The organism is Fodinibius salinus (genome assembly GCF_008124865.1).
In the GTDB taxonomy this organism is placed as follows: domain Bacteria; phylum Bacteroidota; class Rhodothermia; order Balneolales; family Balneolaceae; genus Fodinibius; species Fodinibius salinus.
In genome coordinates this window covers 431,720-446,860 of record NZ_VNHY01000001.1, presented here as the reverse complement: position 1 = coordinate 446,860, position 15,141 = coordinate 431,720, and the positions used below count along the sequence as shown (strand labels likewise).

The window sequence follows — 15,141 nt, the reverse complement described above, 5'->3', positions numbered from 1 at the left end:
CTATGCGTTGATAGTCGCTAAAATTGTTTGTCCTGCTACTGCTTTTTCGCCTTCCGAAACGTTTACATCCACTTCTGGAGGAACAAGTATATCCATTCTAGAACCAAACTTCATCATCCCAAAACGGTCGCCTGTTCTTAATTCATCTCCTTTGGTAATATGATAAACAATACGCCGGGCAAGAAAACCAGTAATCTGCCGGAAAAATATTTTTGTTCCCGAGGGATGACGAACTCCAAAATCTGCACGCTCATTCAAGTCGGAGGCGCGGTGATCATAAGCAACCAGAAAAATGCCCGGCTCATACTCCAAATACTCCAACTCCCCTTTTACCGGCACACGGTTGACGTGTACATCCATCGGGGATAAGAAAATACTAATCTGCAGGGCCTTCCCTTTGATATATTTATCTTCTTGTACTTCTTTGATTTGTACAATATTTCCATCGGCCGGAGATAAAATCAGGTTATCACCTTCGGTAATTTCACGATCGGGATCCCGGAAAAAGAACAAGATAAAAGCGACCAGCAGTACCATTGATGTATATAGGACGTAAGATGTCCAGTGTCCCATATAATACCCGAGCCCACAGACCATGATCGCAAAAAGCGTAGTTACAATAATTGTTGTATAACCGTCTCGTGCAAACATAAATGAGTTATTAATTCCAGATTAGCCGAACTGTCGAAGAATGTCATTAAAGGTAACAAAAATCATAAGCGCAATAAGAAGCAGAAAGCCAATTTGCTGCAGCGCCATTTTCACCTTTGGGGATGGTTCACGACGCGTAACACCTTCGTAAATTAAAAACATAAGATGACCGCCATCAAGAACAGGGATAGGCAAAATATTCATAATCGCCAGTGTTATACTCAAAAAGGCCGTAATATTCCAAAATCCTGCAAAGCCCCCCGACTCCGTTGCCTGTTTTGTAACATTTGCTATGGCTACTGGTCCACCTAAATTTTTGCGAACAGAAATATCTCCCGAAAACATTTTGCTAAACCCACCTATAATGCCCGATACCGTTGAATATGTTTCCTCTACTCCCACGCGGGCAGATTCTACCAAGTCATATTCAAACTGAACGATATCAAATACGTCGTCGGTAGGAGCATAAATTCCCAGCTTGTTATTTTCATTGGGACTAACTACAAACTTCATCTGCTTGCCTGCCCTGTTGACGGTAATTTCCATGGGATCGGTAGCAGTATTAATTTTGTCTACCAGCTGTTTCCAATAACGAATTTCGTTACCATTAATCGCTGTTATTATATCCCCGCCCTTAATACCCACTTTATCGGCGGGACTCCCCTCTACTGTACGGCTTATTCGGCTTGGGAGTGCATCTGCAATGCTGATAAATCCCTGATTGCCAATATCATCAATAAGGCTATCGGCAACATTTACTGTAGTTCGGGATCCATCACGCATCACCATAAAGCTTAGGGAAGACGACAGCATCTTATCAGGAGCAAAAAGATCATTAAAATAGGGAACCTCCTTACCATTGACGCCAATAAGTTTGTCACCTGTTTGGAAACCCGCACGTGCCGGCAATGATTTTTCCGCTACATAAATACCATCTACGCTATCCAACTCAACTTTTGTTTTGCCGGATGTATATGCCAATCCGCCAAAAATAAAGAAGGCTAATATCATATTGAAAATAACACCCGCCGTAATTACGATAATACGCTGCCAAACCGGCTTACTTCGAAACTCCCAGGGTTTGGGCTCTTCATCCAGATGGTCGGTTTCCATAGCTTCATCCATCATCCCCGTAATTTTTACATACCCGCCAAGCGGTGTAGCACCAAGACAGTAATCAGTTTCTCCCTTCTGAATTCCAAATATACGCGGTGGAAATCCCAGTGAAAACCGCTCTACACGCATTCCAAAAAGCTTAGCCGCTAAAAAGTGACCCAGCTCGTGAACGAATACCAAAATAAGTAGTGCAGCAGCAAAAATACCCAGCGTTGAAAGTAAACTTACAATCCATTCCATGAAGCGTAACGATACAATTTATAATGTTAAAGCTAATTCTCTGGTCTGTTGATCTATGTTTCTTAACGTATCCAGCGAAATTTCAGTAGCACAGGATATTTCATTTAAACAGTTTTCAATAATTGTCGGAATTTTAATATAGGCAATTTCTTCATTCAAAAAACGATGCACAGCAATTTCATTTGCGGCATTAAGGATAGCCGGAGCCAAACCGCCCTCTTTAGCCGCATCTATCGCTAGTTTCAAACACGGAAATCGATCTGTATCAGCCGGTTCAAATGTTAAATCAAAGGCTTGGCTCCAATCCAGCAGTGGAGCCTCGCATGCCAACCGATCAGGATAACTAAGCGCATATAAAATGGGCACCTTCATGGTCGGCGGCCCAAGCTGTGCTTTGCTCGAACCATCGGTAAAAGTAACAATAGAATGAATAACACTTTGTGGATGTACCACAGCTTCAATCTTTGAAAGCGGCAAATCGAACAACTGATACGCTTCAATAATTTCCAATCCCTTATTCATCATTGTCGCTGAATCAATGGTAATTTTAGCGCCCATAGACCAGTTCGGATGATCAAGCGCATCCTCAACAGTAATATCCTGCATCTGCTGTTTAGTCCACGTACGAAAAGGACCGCCGCTTGCGGTTATAATCAGCTTGTCCATCGTATCTCTGTCTTCTCCTTCCAAACACTGTAAAATAGCACTGTGTTCAGAATCTACAGGTATCAGCCGGGCATTGTTATTCCCCAACAAATCATTAATCAGTTCGCCCCCTACAACCAAAGACTCTTTATTGGCAAGCGCTACTGTTTTATCAGCTTTTATGGCCTCAATAGTTGGTTCAAATCCTGCATAACCAACTAAGCTGTTCAAGATAACGTCGGCCTCATCTAAAGTAGCCAAATCAAGCAAATGCTGATGTCCACTTATCACCTCGGTATCACTTTGAGAAAGAGCTTCCGTAGTCTCATCTATATATTTGTTTTGTACCCAAACATAGTCGGGCTGGAACAACTTGGCCTGCTCTACGATCTTTTGCCAGCTGGTGTTACAGGTCAGCGCTGTAATGCTAAACTCTTTGGGATGCTCCCCAACAACCTCCAGCGCCTGTTGACCGATAGATCCGGTAGAACCTAATATGACGAGATTTTTCTGCTTCACCATTCGTTTCTCTCAATTCAAAAGAACATGAAGATAGATAAAATCAAGTAGAAGTCAGAATAGATTATGCAGTAACACTATATAGATTGGCTTATAACAGCCTAACAATAAAAGTATCAGCAGAAGATCGTGGTGGGCTACTAAATATCGATTTCGTCTCGAAGTTGCAGACCTTGTATTGAGAACAAAAGCCAACCAAGATAATCCGCCTTCACGGATCAAAAACATCATGTTCTGTTATGAATGCTCGCTTATTTGGATAAGTGCCATCATCCGCCCACTTTGATCTCCTTCGCGGCGATAAGAATAAAACTGCTCGGCGTTAGCAATAGTACACTCCGAACGGATTTCAATATTAGATTCCAGTAATCCCCCTTCTCGAAGCTGCTGTTCCAAAAATCTTTTTAAATCTACGTGTGGTTTCTTATAACTCTCATAATCTACAAACTGATCAGGAAACTGTTCGGCCACCTCGTGACCCACTTCAAAATTGGCAACTGAAATACATGGGCTTACAAATGCTTTTGTCTTTTGAGGATCCCCGCCTAGTGCGGTCATATGCTCAATACTCATGGGCACAATATCTGCCACAGCCCCACGCCATCCGGCATGCAGGGCAGCTACTATCTTGTTGTGTTCATCCCATAGCAATATAGCAGCACAATCAGCAACTTGTATCGCTAATGTAAGACCCGGTATCCGGGTAATCAGTCCATCTGTTGCCTTAAATGTTCCTCCTTCAGTTATTTCTTCTATTTTATTGCTGTGGACTTGATCAGCCGTTGCTACCCACTGTGGATTAATATCTAGTGTCTCATATAAAGTGGTTCGGTTTCGATTGATCACATTTTTGTGCTCGGGGGTATTGCGGCCAAGGTTTAACCCAGAAGCAAGCTGGTCATCAACCTTATATTGAGGATTTTTAAGTGTAAACCATGCCCTGACCTCCGCTTGCTCGTCTAATATTTTAGGTGAAATGACGGACAGCTCAGTTTTTGAGTTGCTCATAAAGTTTTTCTCTTACGGTTCCTATGGGAAACGGGCGACCAGTCCAATATTCAAATGATCTACTACCCTGATGAATTAACATCTCCAATCCGCTGATGGTTTCGGCTCCTACTGACTGGGCTTGCTGTAAAAATGTGGTTTCAAGTGGATTATAGACAAGATCATAACATATTGAATTAGCTAGACTTTCTTTTTCTGATTCACGGACCGGCGACTCATTAACCTTGGGATGCATACCCAACGGAGTAGTATTAACGATAATAGCCGTCTCATCAGCGAATGTTGTCCAACTGTGATAAGACTCAATATTTACATAACTATAATCATTAAAAAATGTTTGGCTATGTGGATTTCTGGAAATAAGATAAATTTCTTCGATACCTTTTTTTTCAAGTCCTGCAACAACTGCCTTTGCTGCACCACCTGTTCCAAAAACAATTGCGCTGCCATCCTTCAGCTGGTGCTCAAGGCTTTCCAGCGGAGCCGTAAATCCCACGCAGTCTGTGTTTGCCCCCCATAGCCTTCCACTCTCTTTCACAATGGTATTAACCGCACCAATATCCTTTGCAATAGTATCGGTATCATCCAAATAATCACTGATCATCTGCTTATAAGGAATGGTAACATTAGCTCCCAGAAAAGTTGGAGAGTTCAAGTATGAACTGAGTCTGCTAAATTCATTATTTTGTAGATCTACCGCAAAGTAACGAGCACTCATATCATAAAACTTCAATGCAGTATTATGCATCAACGGTGACCAACTGTGTTCCACCGGATGACCTAATAATAGATAGTGCGGGTTATCAGCACGATCACTTTGTAGAAAGTTTGTCAGGTTCATAGACACCAAAAAGTACTCGTTAGCAGTTGGGATATAATATTGTGTATTATAATGCTGAAGCTATTCTCTGTTATCTCAAATCCTAATCCAAGATCTCCTAAAGTCAGGGAGTATTAATCAATTACAGAATGAATCGCTTTAGGAAATCTTGAAATAAATCCTGATCCAACTCATTAGTTGGTTCAGGATAACATAAAGACTTAAAACACTAAAAAGTATAGATAAAAAAAATGCGCACCTTGAAGTGCGCATTTTATACCTAGAATTGATTTAAAAGCTTATTAGGCAGCAGCCTCTTCTTCTGCCTCAGCTTCCTTTTCTTCTTCCTCAATAGCGGAAAGCGTATCGTCGGCATTTTGCTTAAACATACCGTCTTCAGCTTCCTCCTTGAAACGTTGAAGATCTTTTTTCATCTGTGCCGGCAAGCCCTGAATAAATTCAGCCAGCTCTTCGCCCGGCTCACCGTAAAATGTACGGTAATCAAGGCTAAAATCGACACGTGTACGCTCTCCATTATCGAGCGGAGTAAATCGGATAGTACCGGTTTGGTTTAGATTACCATTAATAGTAATCCAGGCGAACCGTGTATTCCGCAGATCATCAATGATATTAGTTGTCCACTCAAAAGGCTCACCGGCCAATGTGGTGGACAATTCAAAAGTTTGGGAGTTAATTTTATTAACTCTTTCAATACGCTCAAAAAAGTGAGGAAAGTAAGCAGGGTCGCTTAAGTATTCATAAACTTTGGCTAGAGGCAGGTCAACTTCAATTCTTTCGTGCGCCATAATTTGTTACTTCGAGATTGGTTATGATTAGTAATTGAATGTGTTGAAAAGCAGGTTTTCAATTTTCAATTAGGATTTTCCCACAATGAGATAAAAATAACCATTTTTTGCCTAATCAACAATTAATTTTGTTTTTGCGGTTGCCCCCTTTTTATCAGTCAGTAATATTACTGATTTTTACTTCTTCAATCAAAGCTTCGAAAGCTGCTGATTTATATCATTTGTGGTAACGGGTCCTAACTCAAAACTACCTTCCAACAGCTGTTCATAATTTTTTCGGGCTTTATCCTTCATCCCATTGGCCTGATAAATTTTGGCCATGTGATAGGCAGGCACCGGTTCATGGGCTTGTCCCTCTACTCTTTCTTGTACAATCTTTAGTGCTTTCTGGTGATTCCCCTGATGAAAATGCATCCATGCTTTCAGATCGTAAATTTGGGGCGTTGAACGGTTGTTAAGCTCTTTTGAAATAAGCTTTTGTGCCCGATCAAAATCCTCAGATTCTGTTATTGCAAGATCGATAAGGTACGAATTGTACATCCCAAGATAAGCAGCTTTTTGAGCTTCTTCGGTAAATGTTTGAAGATGCATTGTTTTCTTCTCCTGATTACCGTTGAACTCTGCTATCTCAGCAAGGGTAAGGTGTACATCCGGCGACATGCTTTGTTCCTTTACAAAGCGTAAAACCTCTCGGGCAAAATCTAAATTGCGATCGTGGGCATAGGCTATCCATGCAATACCCTTAAGCACATGAAGATAAGATGCCCTTGAGTTCTCTGCTTTCAATACTTCTAGATAGGTATTGTAGGATTTTTGAACATTTCCGGCATGCCCATACATATCCCCGAGATTACTAAGCGACCAGGCAAAAACGTTATTATCATGATCAACCAATTTACTTGCCTTTTCCATATAAGTAATTGCAGAGTCTAGCTGTCCCTCGTAGTCTTTGTATTTTGATTTACGAATCATGTAGCCAAAATTGTGCTCGTTCTTCAGGCGATGTAAGTTCTTCTTCGCCAACTCGTAATCTCCGGTTTCCATCATACTGTCAAATAGCAGTAACAAAGAAGCTTCCTTTTCATCACCGATCTCTAATGCCTGTTGACTGTATTTGAGCGCAGACTTAAAATCATGCTTTGTAATAGCGGTCTGAGCTAGTGCCTGCAGATTCCCGGGTGTACGTCCTCCGGCTTGCTCAATAACTATATTATATAAACTGTCAGCCCGGTGTAAGTCATTGATGTCTTTTGTGATTCCAAATCGGCTGGAATAGGCTGCAGCCAACTTGCCGCGATTGGTCATGCTCCCAGGATCATCAGATAACTGGTCCTTCCAAAACGAAATATTCTTTTGAACATCTGTTAATCCGGAATTTTCTGTAAACTGCTGTTCGGATAAATACTTTTTAATCTGTGCCTCATCTACAATCTTTTTCTGAGTTGACTGAGAACTGCAGGCTCCAATTACAAATATTCCTAATACGCAAGCAATAAGTGACTTAATCGTTTTCATTATCAAATTTCGTCTGTAATTCATTGTTAGCTAATATTAAAATCCCGCACAACGGGAGCTATAATACTCCGGCTGTGCGGAATAAAGACTAAAAATTAAGTGTTTCTAAACTTTATTGATGCGGAGCAGCAAGATATGGGAACGAGTCTAGGAAGTTCTTGTCGTTACTGTCCACATTATCGGATGTAAGACCCGGATTTTCTGAACCATCGGGACCGCCAAAAATCAGCAATAGTTCTGTATCAATGACATCATCACTGAGCGAACGCCCCGTCAACACATTTTGCCCATCAAAAAAGGTGGTCTTACCGCTGGTAGCTACATTCAGCACATCATTAGAAAGTAATGTGGTAAAAGTAGCTGCATTTTGTCCCAGGGCATTTTTGCTATAATTAGGATTCAACGCCATCAGCTTATTTTCAAAGGGTTGCTGGTACTGCCCCTTCATATTAGAGGGTACAGTCGTGTTGAACGCATCTTTGCTGCCTGAAGAAACAAACACCGTGTTTATAGCCGGGCGGCCTACCTGATCAGATTGCGAAAACATCGCATCTTGGGGAACCGGCGGTTCGGGACCATTGTCGTCACCGCAGCCAAGTAACGTTAAGGTTGCTGCTAAAAATAAGAGTGATAAAAGTTTAAAAGACTTCATAAATAATACCTGCTATAGTTTTGTAATTAATTTGTTCGTGAATTAGTTGTAGCCCAAACATTCAGCGTTTCGGCATTGCCCAACATATTTTTGGGGACTTCAACTACAAGCGACATCACATTTGTGCCAGCAAAAGTATCTACACCGGGATCGCGAAAGCTAGACTCATTTCCATTGATAATGGCTGTGTAACGCTCAAAATCGAAGAAGAAGGGATCATCACGCGGACCGGCAAAGAGGCTGATGCCATTGCTGGTACCTACCACAGGACTTTCTCCAGACTGGGTGATTTCGGTACTTACCTGCTGTGCATCCAGATTTACTCCCGAGGTTGTACCGGTTGATGGTGGTGCCGTAGGCCCGTAAGCGAATACTTCATTTTCGGTAAAAACACACTGGATGACCAAATCTTCTACCAGATCCCCGTTATTATCGATATTAATTTCGATCATTTGACTGGGATCAAATGAAGCATTCTGTGTAGCCGATGGCGACAGAAGCCCTTGCGTATTTACGTTAAACACCAAGTTGCTATTATTATCTGGAGCCTGGAAGGCATAAAGATCCGTAATATCGCTGGTTGTTCCTTCTACTGCAGGCGCATCGATATGGTCTGCAGCAAAAATTCCAACGGCCGCTATAACTAAAATAGAACCGCTAATTAAAAGTATTTTCTTTAAGTTCATAACAGTTTGTATGTTTATTTAGGATTAAAACCTTATCGCTTCATCCATACATACGACTGTTCTTCCAGAGCAGATTTATTTTTTCTGAAAATAAATTAAGACAGGCTTAAAACGATTTTAAGCACCACTTATATTTATTCTCTCCCAATAACCAACTACAGCAGATTAAAGATGAGCCTGCACGTGCTTCCATATTTCTTTATGAACTCTCTCTGCAGGTTCTGTGGCATCTACAGTAAAAAAGCGATCCTCAGCTTCAGCAAGTTTATTAAATCCCTCGATTACTTTTCCAAAAAACGAATCCCCTGCCTGTTCCATCCGGTCTTTTTTTTCGGGCAATCGCTCTTTGGCTTCGGCCAGTGACAGCTTCATGTATATTGTAATGTCAGGCTTACGCCCATGGCTGGCTATATTATTGAGCTTTTGGATTTCATTCAGCGAAACTGATTTTCGGCCGTACCCCTGGTATGCTGTTGTTGAATCATAAAACCGATCAAGAATTACAACAGAACCTTGCTCCAGATTAGGCAAAACGCATTCGGCTACAAGCTGGGACCGAGCCGAGGAAAAAAGCAATAATTCTGTCACGGGATCGATCTCAAAATCAGGGCTTAACAGTAGATCTCGTACTCTCTCTGAGACTTCAGGTCCACCCGGATCACGAAAGGTTTGTACCTCTGCCCCTGTTTGACGAAGCTTTTGTACAAGGTTTTTAATTTGTGTGGACTTCCCGCTCCCGTCAATGCCTTCGAACGTTATAAACACCAGATCCCTTATCTATTTATAATTCTGTTTGCGGAAATATAACAATCATCCTGCTACCAATGAATTGAAATATAAAGTCACAGCAAAAAGCTATCGCAAAAAATCAATAGCTAAAATCGTCCATCAGTTCCGGGGGTTCTTTGTCAAGGACAATTGCTAATGCAATGTATATAAGAAATGGCGCTCCCCATCCTGCAATAAGAGCAAAGAAAAATAAGAATCGGATTACAGTAGAACTAATTCCAAAATACCGCGCCAGACCTCCGCAGACACCTGATATCTTTTTATCTGTTCGTGACTTATACAGTTTCTTTGACTGACTGAAAGCAAAATTGTCAAAGGCAGAACTGTCAGATTTGGATTTTGCTTCTTTCCTAGATCCGAGGTCATCATTTATAGTGTAATCTTCAGTACCTTCAGTATCTTTAAAATGATCGTCGAAATTAAAATTTTCAGTATTTGTAGCACCTCTTTCAGGTTGCTGTTTTTGCTTTTTCCGGTCACCCACTAAAAATCCAAATCCTACTAGCGTGACTAAAACTCCACCAACATATGGCATTACTTCAATCAGTCCCGAAAAGTTAGCTCCAATTCCCAGCCCAAGCATCTGAACCAAAAAAAGCATACCTACGAAAACCATTGCTATGCCCGAAATAGTGGCAAAGTTCCAGACGTTTCGATCACTTTCTTTTTCTTGCTTTAAAAAATCCTGCATGGTATTTCGAAGTTCACTGTCTTCAAAATCCATCAGGGAATCCAGATTTTGCTGCTTTGATTTACTACTCATAATCAGGTCTTTTTGGGGAGATATTTACAACAACTTCTGTTACGAGTATATAACAATTTTGTTACAATTGTACCGTAATTTTAATCAGTATGTATCACCCGTTCTTCTGTAAGAATTACATCCAACGGGATATCAAAATCTTCTGTAGGCACATGTGGAACAATATTTTGTTCAAAAATAAGTCCCACGGTCGGGCAATCTATTTCAGCTAAAAAACGATCATAAAATCCCTTGCCATATCCTATTCTATTGCCCTGTTCATCAGCTGCCACCATCGGCACAATAACCAGCTCCACTTCAGATATCGAAACTTCTTCACCGCTGTCAGGCTCCAACACACCCCATTTGTTAGGCATTAAATCCTCAAATGAGGATAATTGAATATGGGTAAGCGTGCTATCGTGAAAATTAGTGATCGGCACCACCACCTTTTTCCCCTGCCTCAGCATCTGTTTGAGAAGCTTATGAGTATTAACCTCCCGACGATCATTCATCGATACATAACAATGTACAGTTTGGGCATCTGTATATTCGGGTTGCCGGATCAACCGATTAATGATCACATTAGAAACGGTATAAAATTGATCGGCCGCAATAGCCTCCCGCTGCTGCAACATTTTGCTGCGAAGCTCATTTTTACGCTCTTGGTCTCCCACTTTACAGATAAATCAGTTTATGCCGATTAAATTCTTCATCCTCATCCAATGATTCCAGCAGATCATCCCATATATCAATGCCGTACTTATTCATATAGAACATTGCTGCCACCAGCCGCTCCTGCAATTCGTTGTCAGGGAAAAGGTTGGCCTTTATTCGCCGAATGCGCTTCAACTGGGTATTTTCCTGCTGTTTAACTGCCCTATATACTTTGCCTTTTAGCTTATCCAATTCATTAAAATATGCAGCGTTAGCCTTTCCCACTGCTCCTTCTAATGTAGGATCAATGTCAGCGATGTCTCTTTTCTTGGGATTGACAAGCTGCTGGACCTTTTCTTTCCAATCGGTAAAGAATGTTTCAAGGTCATGATCTTCAGTATGATCAACAAAATTTGATTCCAGATCTTCGATACGCTCGGCATATTCGTGCAACTCAAATGGCAACTCCTTGCAAATACGATCAATAGCGGGTTCTACAAATGTAGCACTTAAACGAGGAAAGATAACAGGCATCTCTAAACCAAAACAAGAATACATCTCTTTCATTTGAGCGTAATACGCTATTTCACCGGGTCCTGCCACATATCCGATGGTTGGCAGTAAAGTATCCTGTAAAATGGGGCGCAAAAAAACATTGGGGGAAAAATGCTCCGGATCATCATTAATTGCATTTACCAACTGTTCGCTGCTCCATTCTTTTCCGGAGTCGGTTTCCCAACCTTCTCCATTATGCATAACCTTAGTTCGGCCAGAGGCATCATCTAAATAAAACAGATTTGAATCGTAAAGCGTTACTTGCTGATGGTATGTATCAGCTACGGCAGCTGTTTGAGTATTCAGCGACGCTCGAATTTTCTCAGATTTACTAACAGATTGGGTAAGACACTGTCGGCTATAATCCTTAATATCCGAATGGTTGCTACCCGCTAATACCAACCCGTGTTTCGAAAAAAGAGCACTTATAAAATTACCAAATGCCTGTCGAAAGGTAATCCCCGATTGAAAATTTCCATCCAGTAACTGCCAAAGATCATCTGAAAAATCAGTATTATAAAGAGTTTCTTTGAGACCTTCTCTAAAGTCAGATATCTCCGAAGGAATGGTAAGCTCTGCCACGGTAGGCAAATCTCCATCTTTAGGCGGTAAGGCAAACTCTTCGACCTCATGGCTGTGATTGTTCAATACCGATAGCTTTCGCACTTCTTCGTAATCGTGATCTTCATCCGCAAGCCAAAAGATGGGAATAACCGGTCGATCTAACGTATCTTCTAGCTGCCGTGCCCGCCAAATAGTACTTATAATTTTAAGAATCGTATAAAGCGGCCCACCGTAGATCCCCAACTGTTGTCCAGTTACTACAGCCAGTGAATCTGAAGCTTTTAATCGATCAAGGTTATCAATTGCAGCCTGTTCCAGCTCAAAATCTTGATTAAAGTCCTTAAGTAACTCAACAGTTTTGGCCCGGTTACCCGAAAATGTAAACTGTTCGGCTTTTTGAGCAATAGCCTCCTCGTCGAAAGGGTTCGTTTCAAAATAAGCACTCAGTGCATCAAAATTGCTAACATACGTTTTAAAAAGATCGGAAAATGGAAGTTTCTCAAACGAATAATTTGATAATCGCAATGCCCCTAGCCTTTTAATTTTTGAATTTCATCTCTAAGTCGGGCTGCCTTTTCATAATTTTCGGTATCAATCGCAGTTTGAAGTTCATTTTCTAGCTTTTCCAGCTTGGTCAGCTCTTTAGGCTGATCTTGTGCTTCTGAAGTAGACGTCAAATCAGTAGGCTCATCTCCTTCTGAGATAATGCCAGCTTCTTCAAGCACTTCAGCATCCACAAAAATAGAGGCTCCAAATCGAACAGCCAGTGCAATAGCATCGCTGGGCCGTGCATCCTGCTCCATCTGCTGACCATTATCCTCGTACAAAATCTTGGCAAAGAAGGTGCCTTCGCTGAGGTCATTTATGAATACCTCATCAACATTAGTACCAAAATTCTCTATTATGTTCTTAAGCAGGTCATGCGTCATCGGCCGGGGCGGCTTAATATGCTCTAATTCTAACGCAATGGCCTGCGCCTCAAACGTACCTATAATAATAGGCAAACGCCTGTTGCCATCCACTTCATTTAGGATTAGTGCATAAGCTCCACCGCTGCTGGGACTCGTTGAAAGCCCCATTATGTCCACCTTTACTTTATTCAATGATTCAAAAAACCTTTTTAGTGATTGTTTAATTTAGAAACAAATTTACTGATTTTTATGGTTGCCGTAAACTATCAAAATACCTAATAAATAAACGAATTTTTTGGTCTAAATGTTTAAATAAATAGCAATAAATCATTCACTACTATGACACCTTCAAATACATCCCCTAAAATTAGGTCTGTCGAATGGGGACAGGTCCATCTTGACAATGACAAAACATATAAAGATGTAAAACTATTTCCGAATGGTTCGCGGAAATGGGATTGGAACGAAACCGGCACGCATCACAAGCCCGGTATCCAGCCCGCAGATGTCGAAGAACTGCTGGACAACGGCGCTGAAGTAGTCATCCTTTCACAGGGATTTCAACAGCGTCTGCAAGTATGTAACAAAACCAAACAATGGCTTAACGAGCGTGGAATCGATTTTTATATTCTGGAAACCGAGAAAGCCGCCCAAAAATATAATGAACTGCGATCTTCGCAAGCTATTGGTGCCCTTATACACTCCACTTGCTAATACATAGATTAAACTCATTTTAAATAAGAAACGGCCTAAAATTTTGTATGTTTTGGGTATCATAAATCCTATATTCTGCATCTGAATTTTATTGACATTACAAGCGATTGACCCTAATTTCCGACTGACTCAACCAAACAGATATTAACTGATGCTTTCGAACTATTTACCAATCCTTATTCTCGGTAGCATAGCCATTGTGTTGGCTATTTTACTGATGACCCTTTCTAAAATTTTGGGTCCTTACCGCCCCAATAAAATCAAGCTTGACCCTTATGAAAGTGGCATGGATCCGGTTGGCGAAGCATCAGACCGATATTCTATCAGTTTTTATCTTGTAGCCATCGCTTTTATTGTTTTTGATATCGAAGTAGTATTTGTCTATCCCTGGGCGGTTAGCTTTCTTGATTATGAAGTAGCTACCCTCGTGTCGATGGTGATCTTTATTGCAGAACTTTTTGTTGGACTCATTTACTTGGTTAAAAAAGGTATGCTCGACTGGGATATGAAAGAAGATGGAATGTTTAATTAATATAAGCCTGTAATTATGGGTATTGAAAGTGCACTTGGTGACGGTTATTTCACCACTAAAATTGACTCGCTAACAAATTGGGCACGTTCTAATGCTGCCTGGCCTATGCCTATGGGGTTGGCCTGCTGTGCTATTGAAATGATGGCATTTGCCGGTCCAAAGTATGATGCGGCACGGTTTGGCTCTGAAGTTATGCGTTTTTCACCGCGCCAAAGCGATGTGATGATTGTGGCTGGATGGGTTAATTATAAGATGTCACATGCCATCCGGCGTATTTGGGATCAAATGCCAGACCCCAAATGGTGTATTGCTATGGGAGCTTGTGCCTCTACCGGCGGTATGCATCGCTGTTATGGTGTTGTGCAAGGCTGCGATAATTTCTTGCCGGTTGATGCTTATGTATCAGGATGCCCGCCCCGTCCCGATGCGCTGTTACATGCGCTGATGAAAATTCAAGACAAGATTCGTACCGAACACTCTGTAATGCTCGATACCTAATATGAATTTGGAACTATCTGAAAATCTTCGAAACGTAGTTGATCAGCTTTCCGAACAATTTTCGGATGCGCTTATCGATATTTATAAATCAACCGGCGATACATTTATTCGGGTTGAACCGGATCATATTGTTGATATTTGCAAGGAACTTAAAGAAGAATATCATTTTATTTATCTGGCAGATATACTGGGTACCGACCGCTTTACATCCGATGAACGCTTTGAAGTAATTTATAATCTCGTATCGCTGCGAGATCGGGAGCGTTTGTTTCTGAAAGTGTGGCTGGAAGAGGAAAACCCGACGGTAGATTCTGTTACTGAGGTCTGGGAATCCGCCAACTGGCATGAGCGACAGGTCTATGATATGTTTGGCGTAACTTTTAACAACCATCCCGACATGCGACGTATATATATGCCGGAGGATTTTGACTATTATCCACTAAGAAAAGAATTCCCATTACTTGGAATTCCCGGTTCTATTGAATTGCCGAGCTCAACTCCCGATACCGAATAAATCAGTT

18 protein-coding genes are annotated in these 15,141 nt (G+C 41.3%); 4 read left to right on the top strand and 14 right to left on the bottom strand.

What is annotated here, in order from left to right; genetic code table 11:
- The 14 genes from LX73_RS01945 to LX73_RS01880 form a co-directional block, all read right to left on the bottom strand.
- Window positions 1–651 (bottom strand): phosphatidylserine decarboxylase family protein, encoded by a 651-nt coding sequence (locus tag LX73_RS01945; protein ID WP_148897782.1) that lies wholly within the window; start codon window positions 649–651, stop codon window positions 1–3.
- Between the two features lie 21 nt (window positions 652–672).
- Window positions 673–2,007 (bottom strand): RIP metalloprotease RseP, encoded by a 1,335-nt coding sequence (gene rseP / locus LX73_RS01940; protein WP_148897781.1) that lies wholly within the window; start codon window positions 2,005–2,007, stop codon window positions 673–675.
- A gap of 18 nt (window positions 2,008–2,025) precedes the next feature.
- Window positions 2,026–3,174: a 1-deoxy-D-xylulose-5-phosphate reductoisomerase gene (locus LX73_RS01935; protein WP_148897780.1), complete on the bottom strand. Its 1,149-nt coding sequence runs from the start codon at window positions 3,172–3,174 to the stop codon at window positions 2,026–2,028.
- Between the two features lie 234 nt (window positions 3,175–3,408).
- Window positions 3,409–4,179, bottom strand: a complete 771-nt coding sequence (gene pgeF, locus LX73_RS01930) for a peptidoglycan editing factor PgeF (protein ID WP_148897779.1) — start codon at window positions 4,177–4,179, stop codon at window positions 3,409–3,411.
- Window positions 4,160–5,020 (bottom strand): shikimate dehydrogenase, encoded by an 861-nt coding sequence (gene aroE / locus LX73_RS01925; RefSeq protein ID WP_148897778.1) that lies wholly within the window; start codon window positions 5,018–5,020, stop codon window positions 4,160–4,162. The genes pgeF and aroE overlap by 20 nt, the downstream gene beginning before the upstream one ends.
- A gap of 281 nt (window positions 5,021–5,301) precedes the next feature.
- Window positions 5,302–5,805: an SRPBCC family protein gene (locus LX73_RS01920; RefSeq protein WP_148897777.1), complete on the bottom strand. Its 504-nt coding sequence runs from the start codon at window positions 5,803–5,805 to the stop codon at window positions 5,302–5,304.
- A gap of 189 nt (window positions 5,806–5,994) precedes the next feature.
- Entirely contained in the window at window positions 5,995–7,320 is a 1,326-nt protein-coding gene (locus tag LX73_RS01915) for a tetratricopeptide repeat protein (protein ID WP_148897776.1), read from the bottom strand.
- Window positions 7,321–7,432: 112 nt separating this feature from the next.
- Window positions 7,433–7,972, bottom strand: a complete 540-nt coding sequence (locus LX73_RS13165; RefSeq protein WP_148897775.1) for a DUF4331 family protein — start codon at window positions 7,970–7,972, stop codon at window positions 7,433–7,435.
- A gap of 26 nt (window positions 7,973–7,998) precedes the next feature.
- The gene (locus LX73_RS13160; protein ID WP_148897774.1) at window positions 7,999–8,658 is read right to left on the bottom strand and encodes a DUF4331 family protein; all 660 of its coding nucleotides are present in this window, start codon (window positions 8,656–8,658) and stop codon (window positions 7,999–8,001) included.
- 165 nt (window positions 8,659–8,823) lie between these two features.
- A complete protein-coding gene (tmk, locus tag LX73_RS01900; RefSeq protein WP_148897773.1) occupies window positions 8,824–9,423 on the bottom strand; it encodes a dTMP kinase in 600 nt (199 codons plus the stop codon).
- Between the two features lie 103 nt (window positions 9,424–9,526).
- Complete coding sequence (locus LX73_RS13155; protein WP_211359339.1) at window positions 9,527–10,210, bottom strand: PspC domain-containing protein; 684 nt, start codon at window positions 10,208–10,210, stop codon at window positions 9,527–9,529.
- An 80-nt stretch (window positions 10,211–10,290) separates the two neighbouring features.
- A complete protein-coding gene (locus tag LX73_RS01890) occupies window positions 10,291–10,866 on the bottom strand; it encodes a 5-formyltetrahydrofolate cyclo-ligase (protein WP_148897772.1) in 576 nt (191 codons plus the stop codon).
- Window position 10,867: 1 nt separating this feature from the next.
- Entirely contained in the window at window positions 10,868–12,490 is a 1,623-nt protein-coding gene (gene bshC / locus LX73_RS01885) for a bacillithiol biosynthesis cysteine-adding enzyme BshC (RefSeq protein WP_170245550.1), read from the bottom strand.
- Between the two features lie 5 nt (window positions 12,491–12,495).
- Window positions 12,496–13,068 carry a bifunctional nuclease family protein gene (locus LX73_RS01880; RefSeq protein ID WP_148897770.1) on the bottom strand — a complete coding sequence of 191 codons (573 nt, stop codon included), beginning with the start codon at window positions 13,066–13,068 and terminating at the stop codon, window positions 12,496–12,498.
- Window positions 13,069–13,215: 147 nt separating this feature from the next.
- On the opposite strand from LX73_RS01880, the gene LX73_RS01875 reads away from it, so the two are divergent.
- From LX73_RS01875 to LX73_RS01860, 4 genes are all read left to right on the top strand, one after another.
- Complete coding sequence (locus tag LX73_RS01875; protein ID WP_148897769.1) at window positions 13,216–13,590, top strand: Mth938-like domain-containing protein; 375 nt, start codon at window positions 13,216–13,218, stop codon at window positions 13,588–13,590.
- Between the two features lie 151 nt (window positions 13,591–13,741).
- A complete protein-coding gene (locus tag LX73_RS01870) occupies window positions 13,742–14,122 on the top strand; it encodes an NADH-quinone oxidoreductase subunit A (protein ID WP_148897768.1) in 381 nt (126 codons plus the stop codon).
- A gap of 15 nt (window positions 14,123–14,137) precedes the next feature.
- On the top strand, window positions 14,138–14,620 hold the full coding sequence (locus tag LX73_RS01865; RefSeq protein ID WP_148897767.1) for an NADH-quinone oxidoreductase subunit B: 483 nt from the start codon (window positions 14,138–14,140) through the stop codon (window positions 14,618–14,620).
- A gap of 1 nt (window position 14,621) precedes the next feature.
- On the top strand, window positions 14,622–15,134 hold the full coding sequence (locus LX73_RS01860) for an NADH-quinone oxidoreductase subunit C (protein WP_148897766.1): 513 nt from the start codon (window positions 14,622–14,624) through the stop codon (window positions 15,132–15,134).
- The last annotated feature ends 7 nt before the right edge of the window (window positions 15,135–15,141 follow it).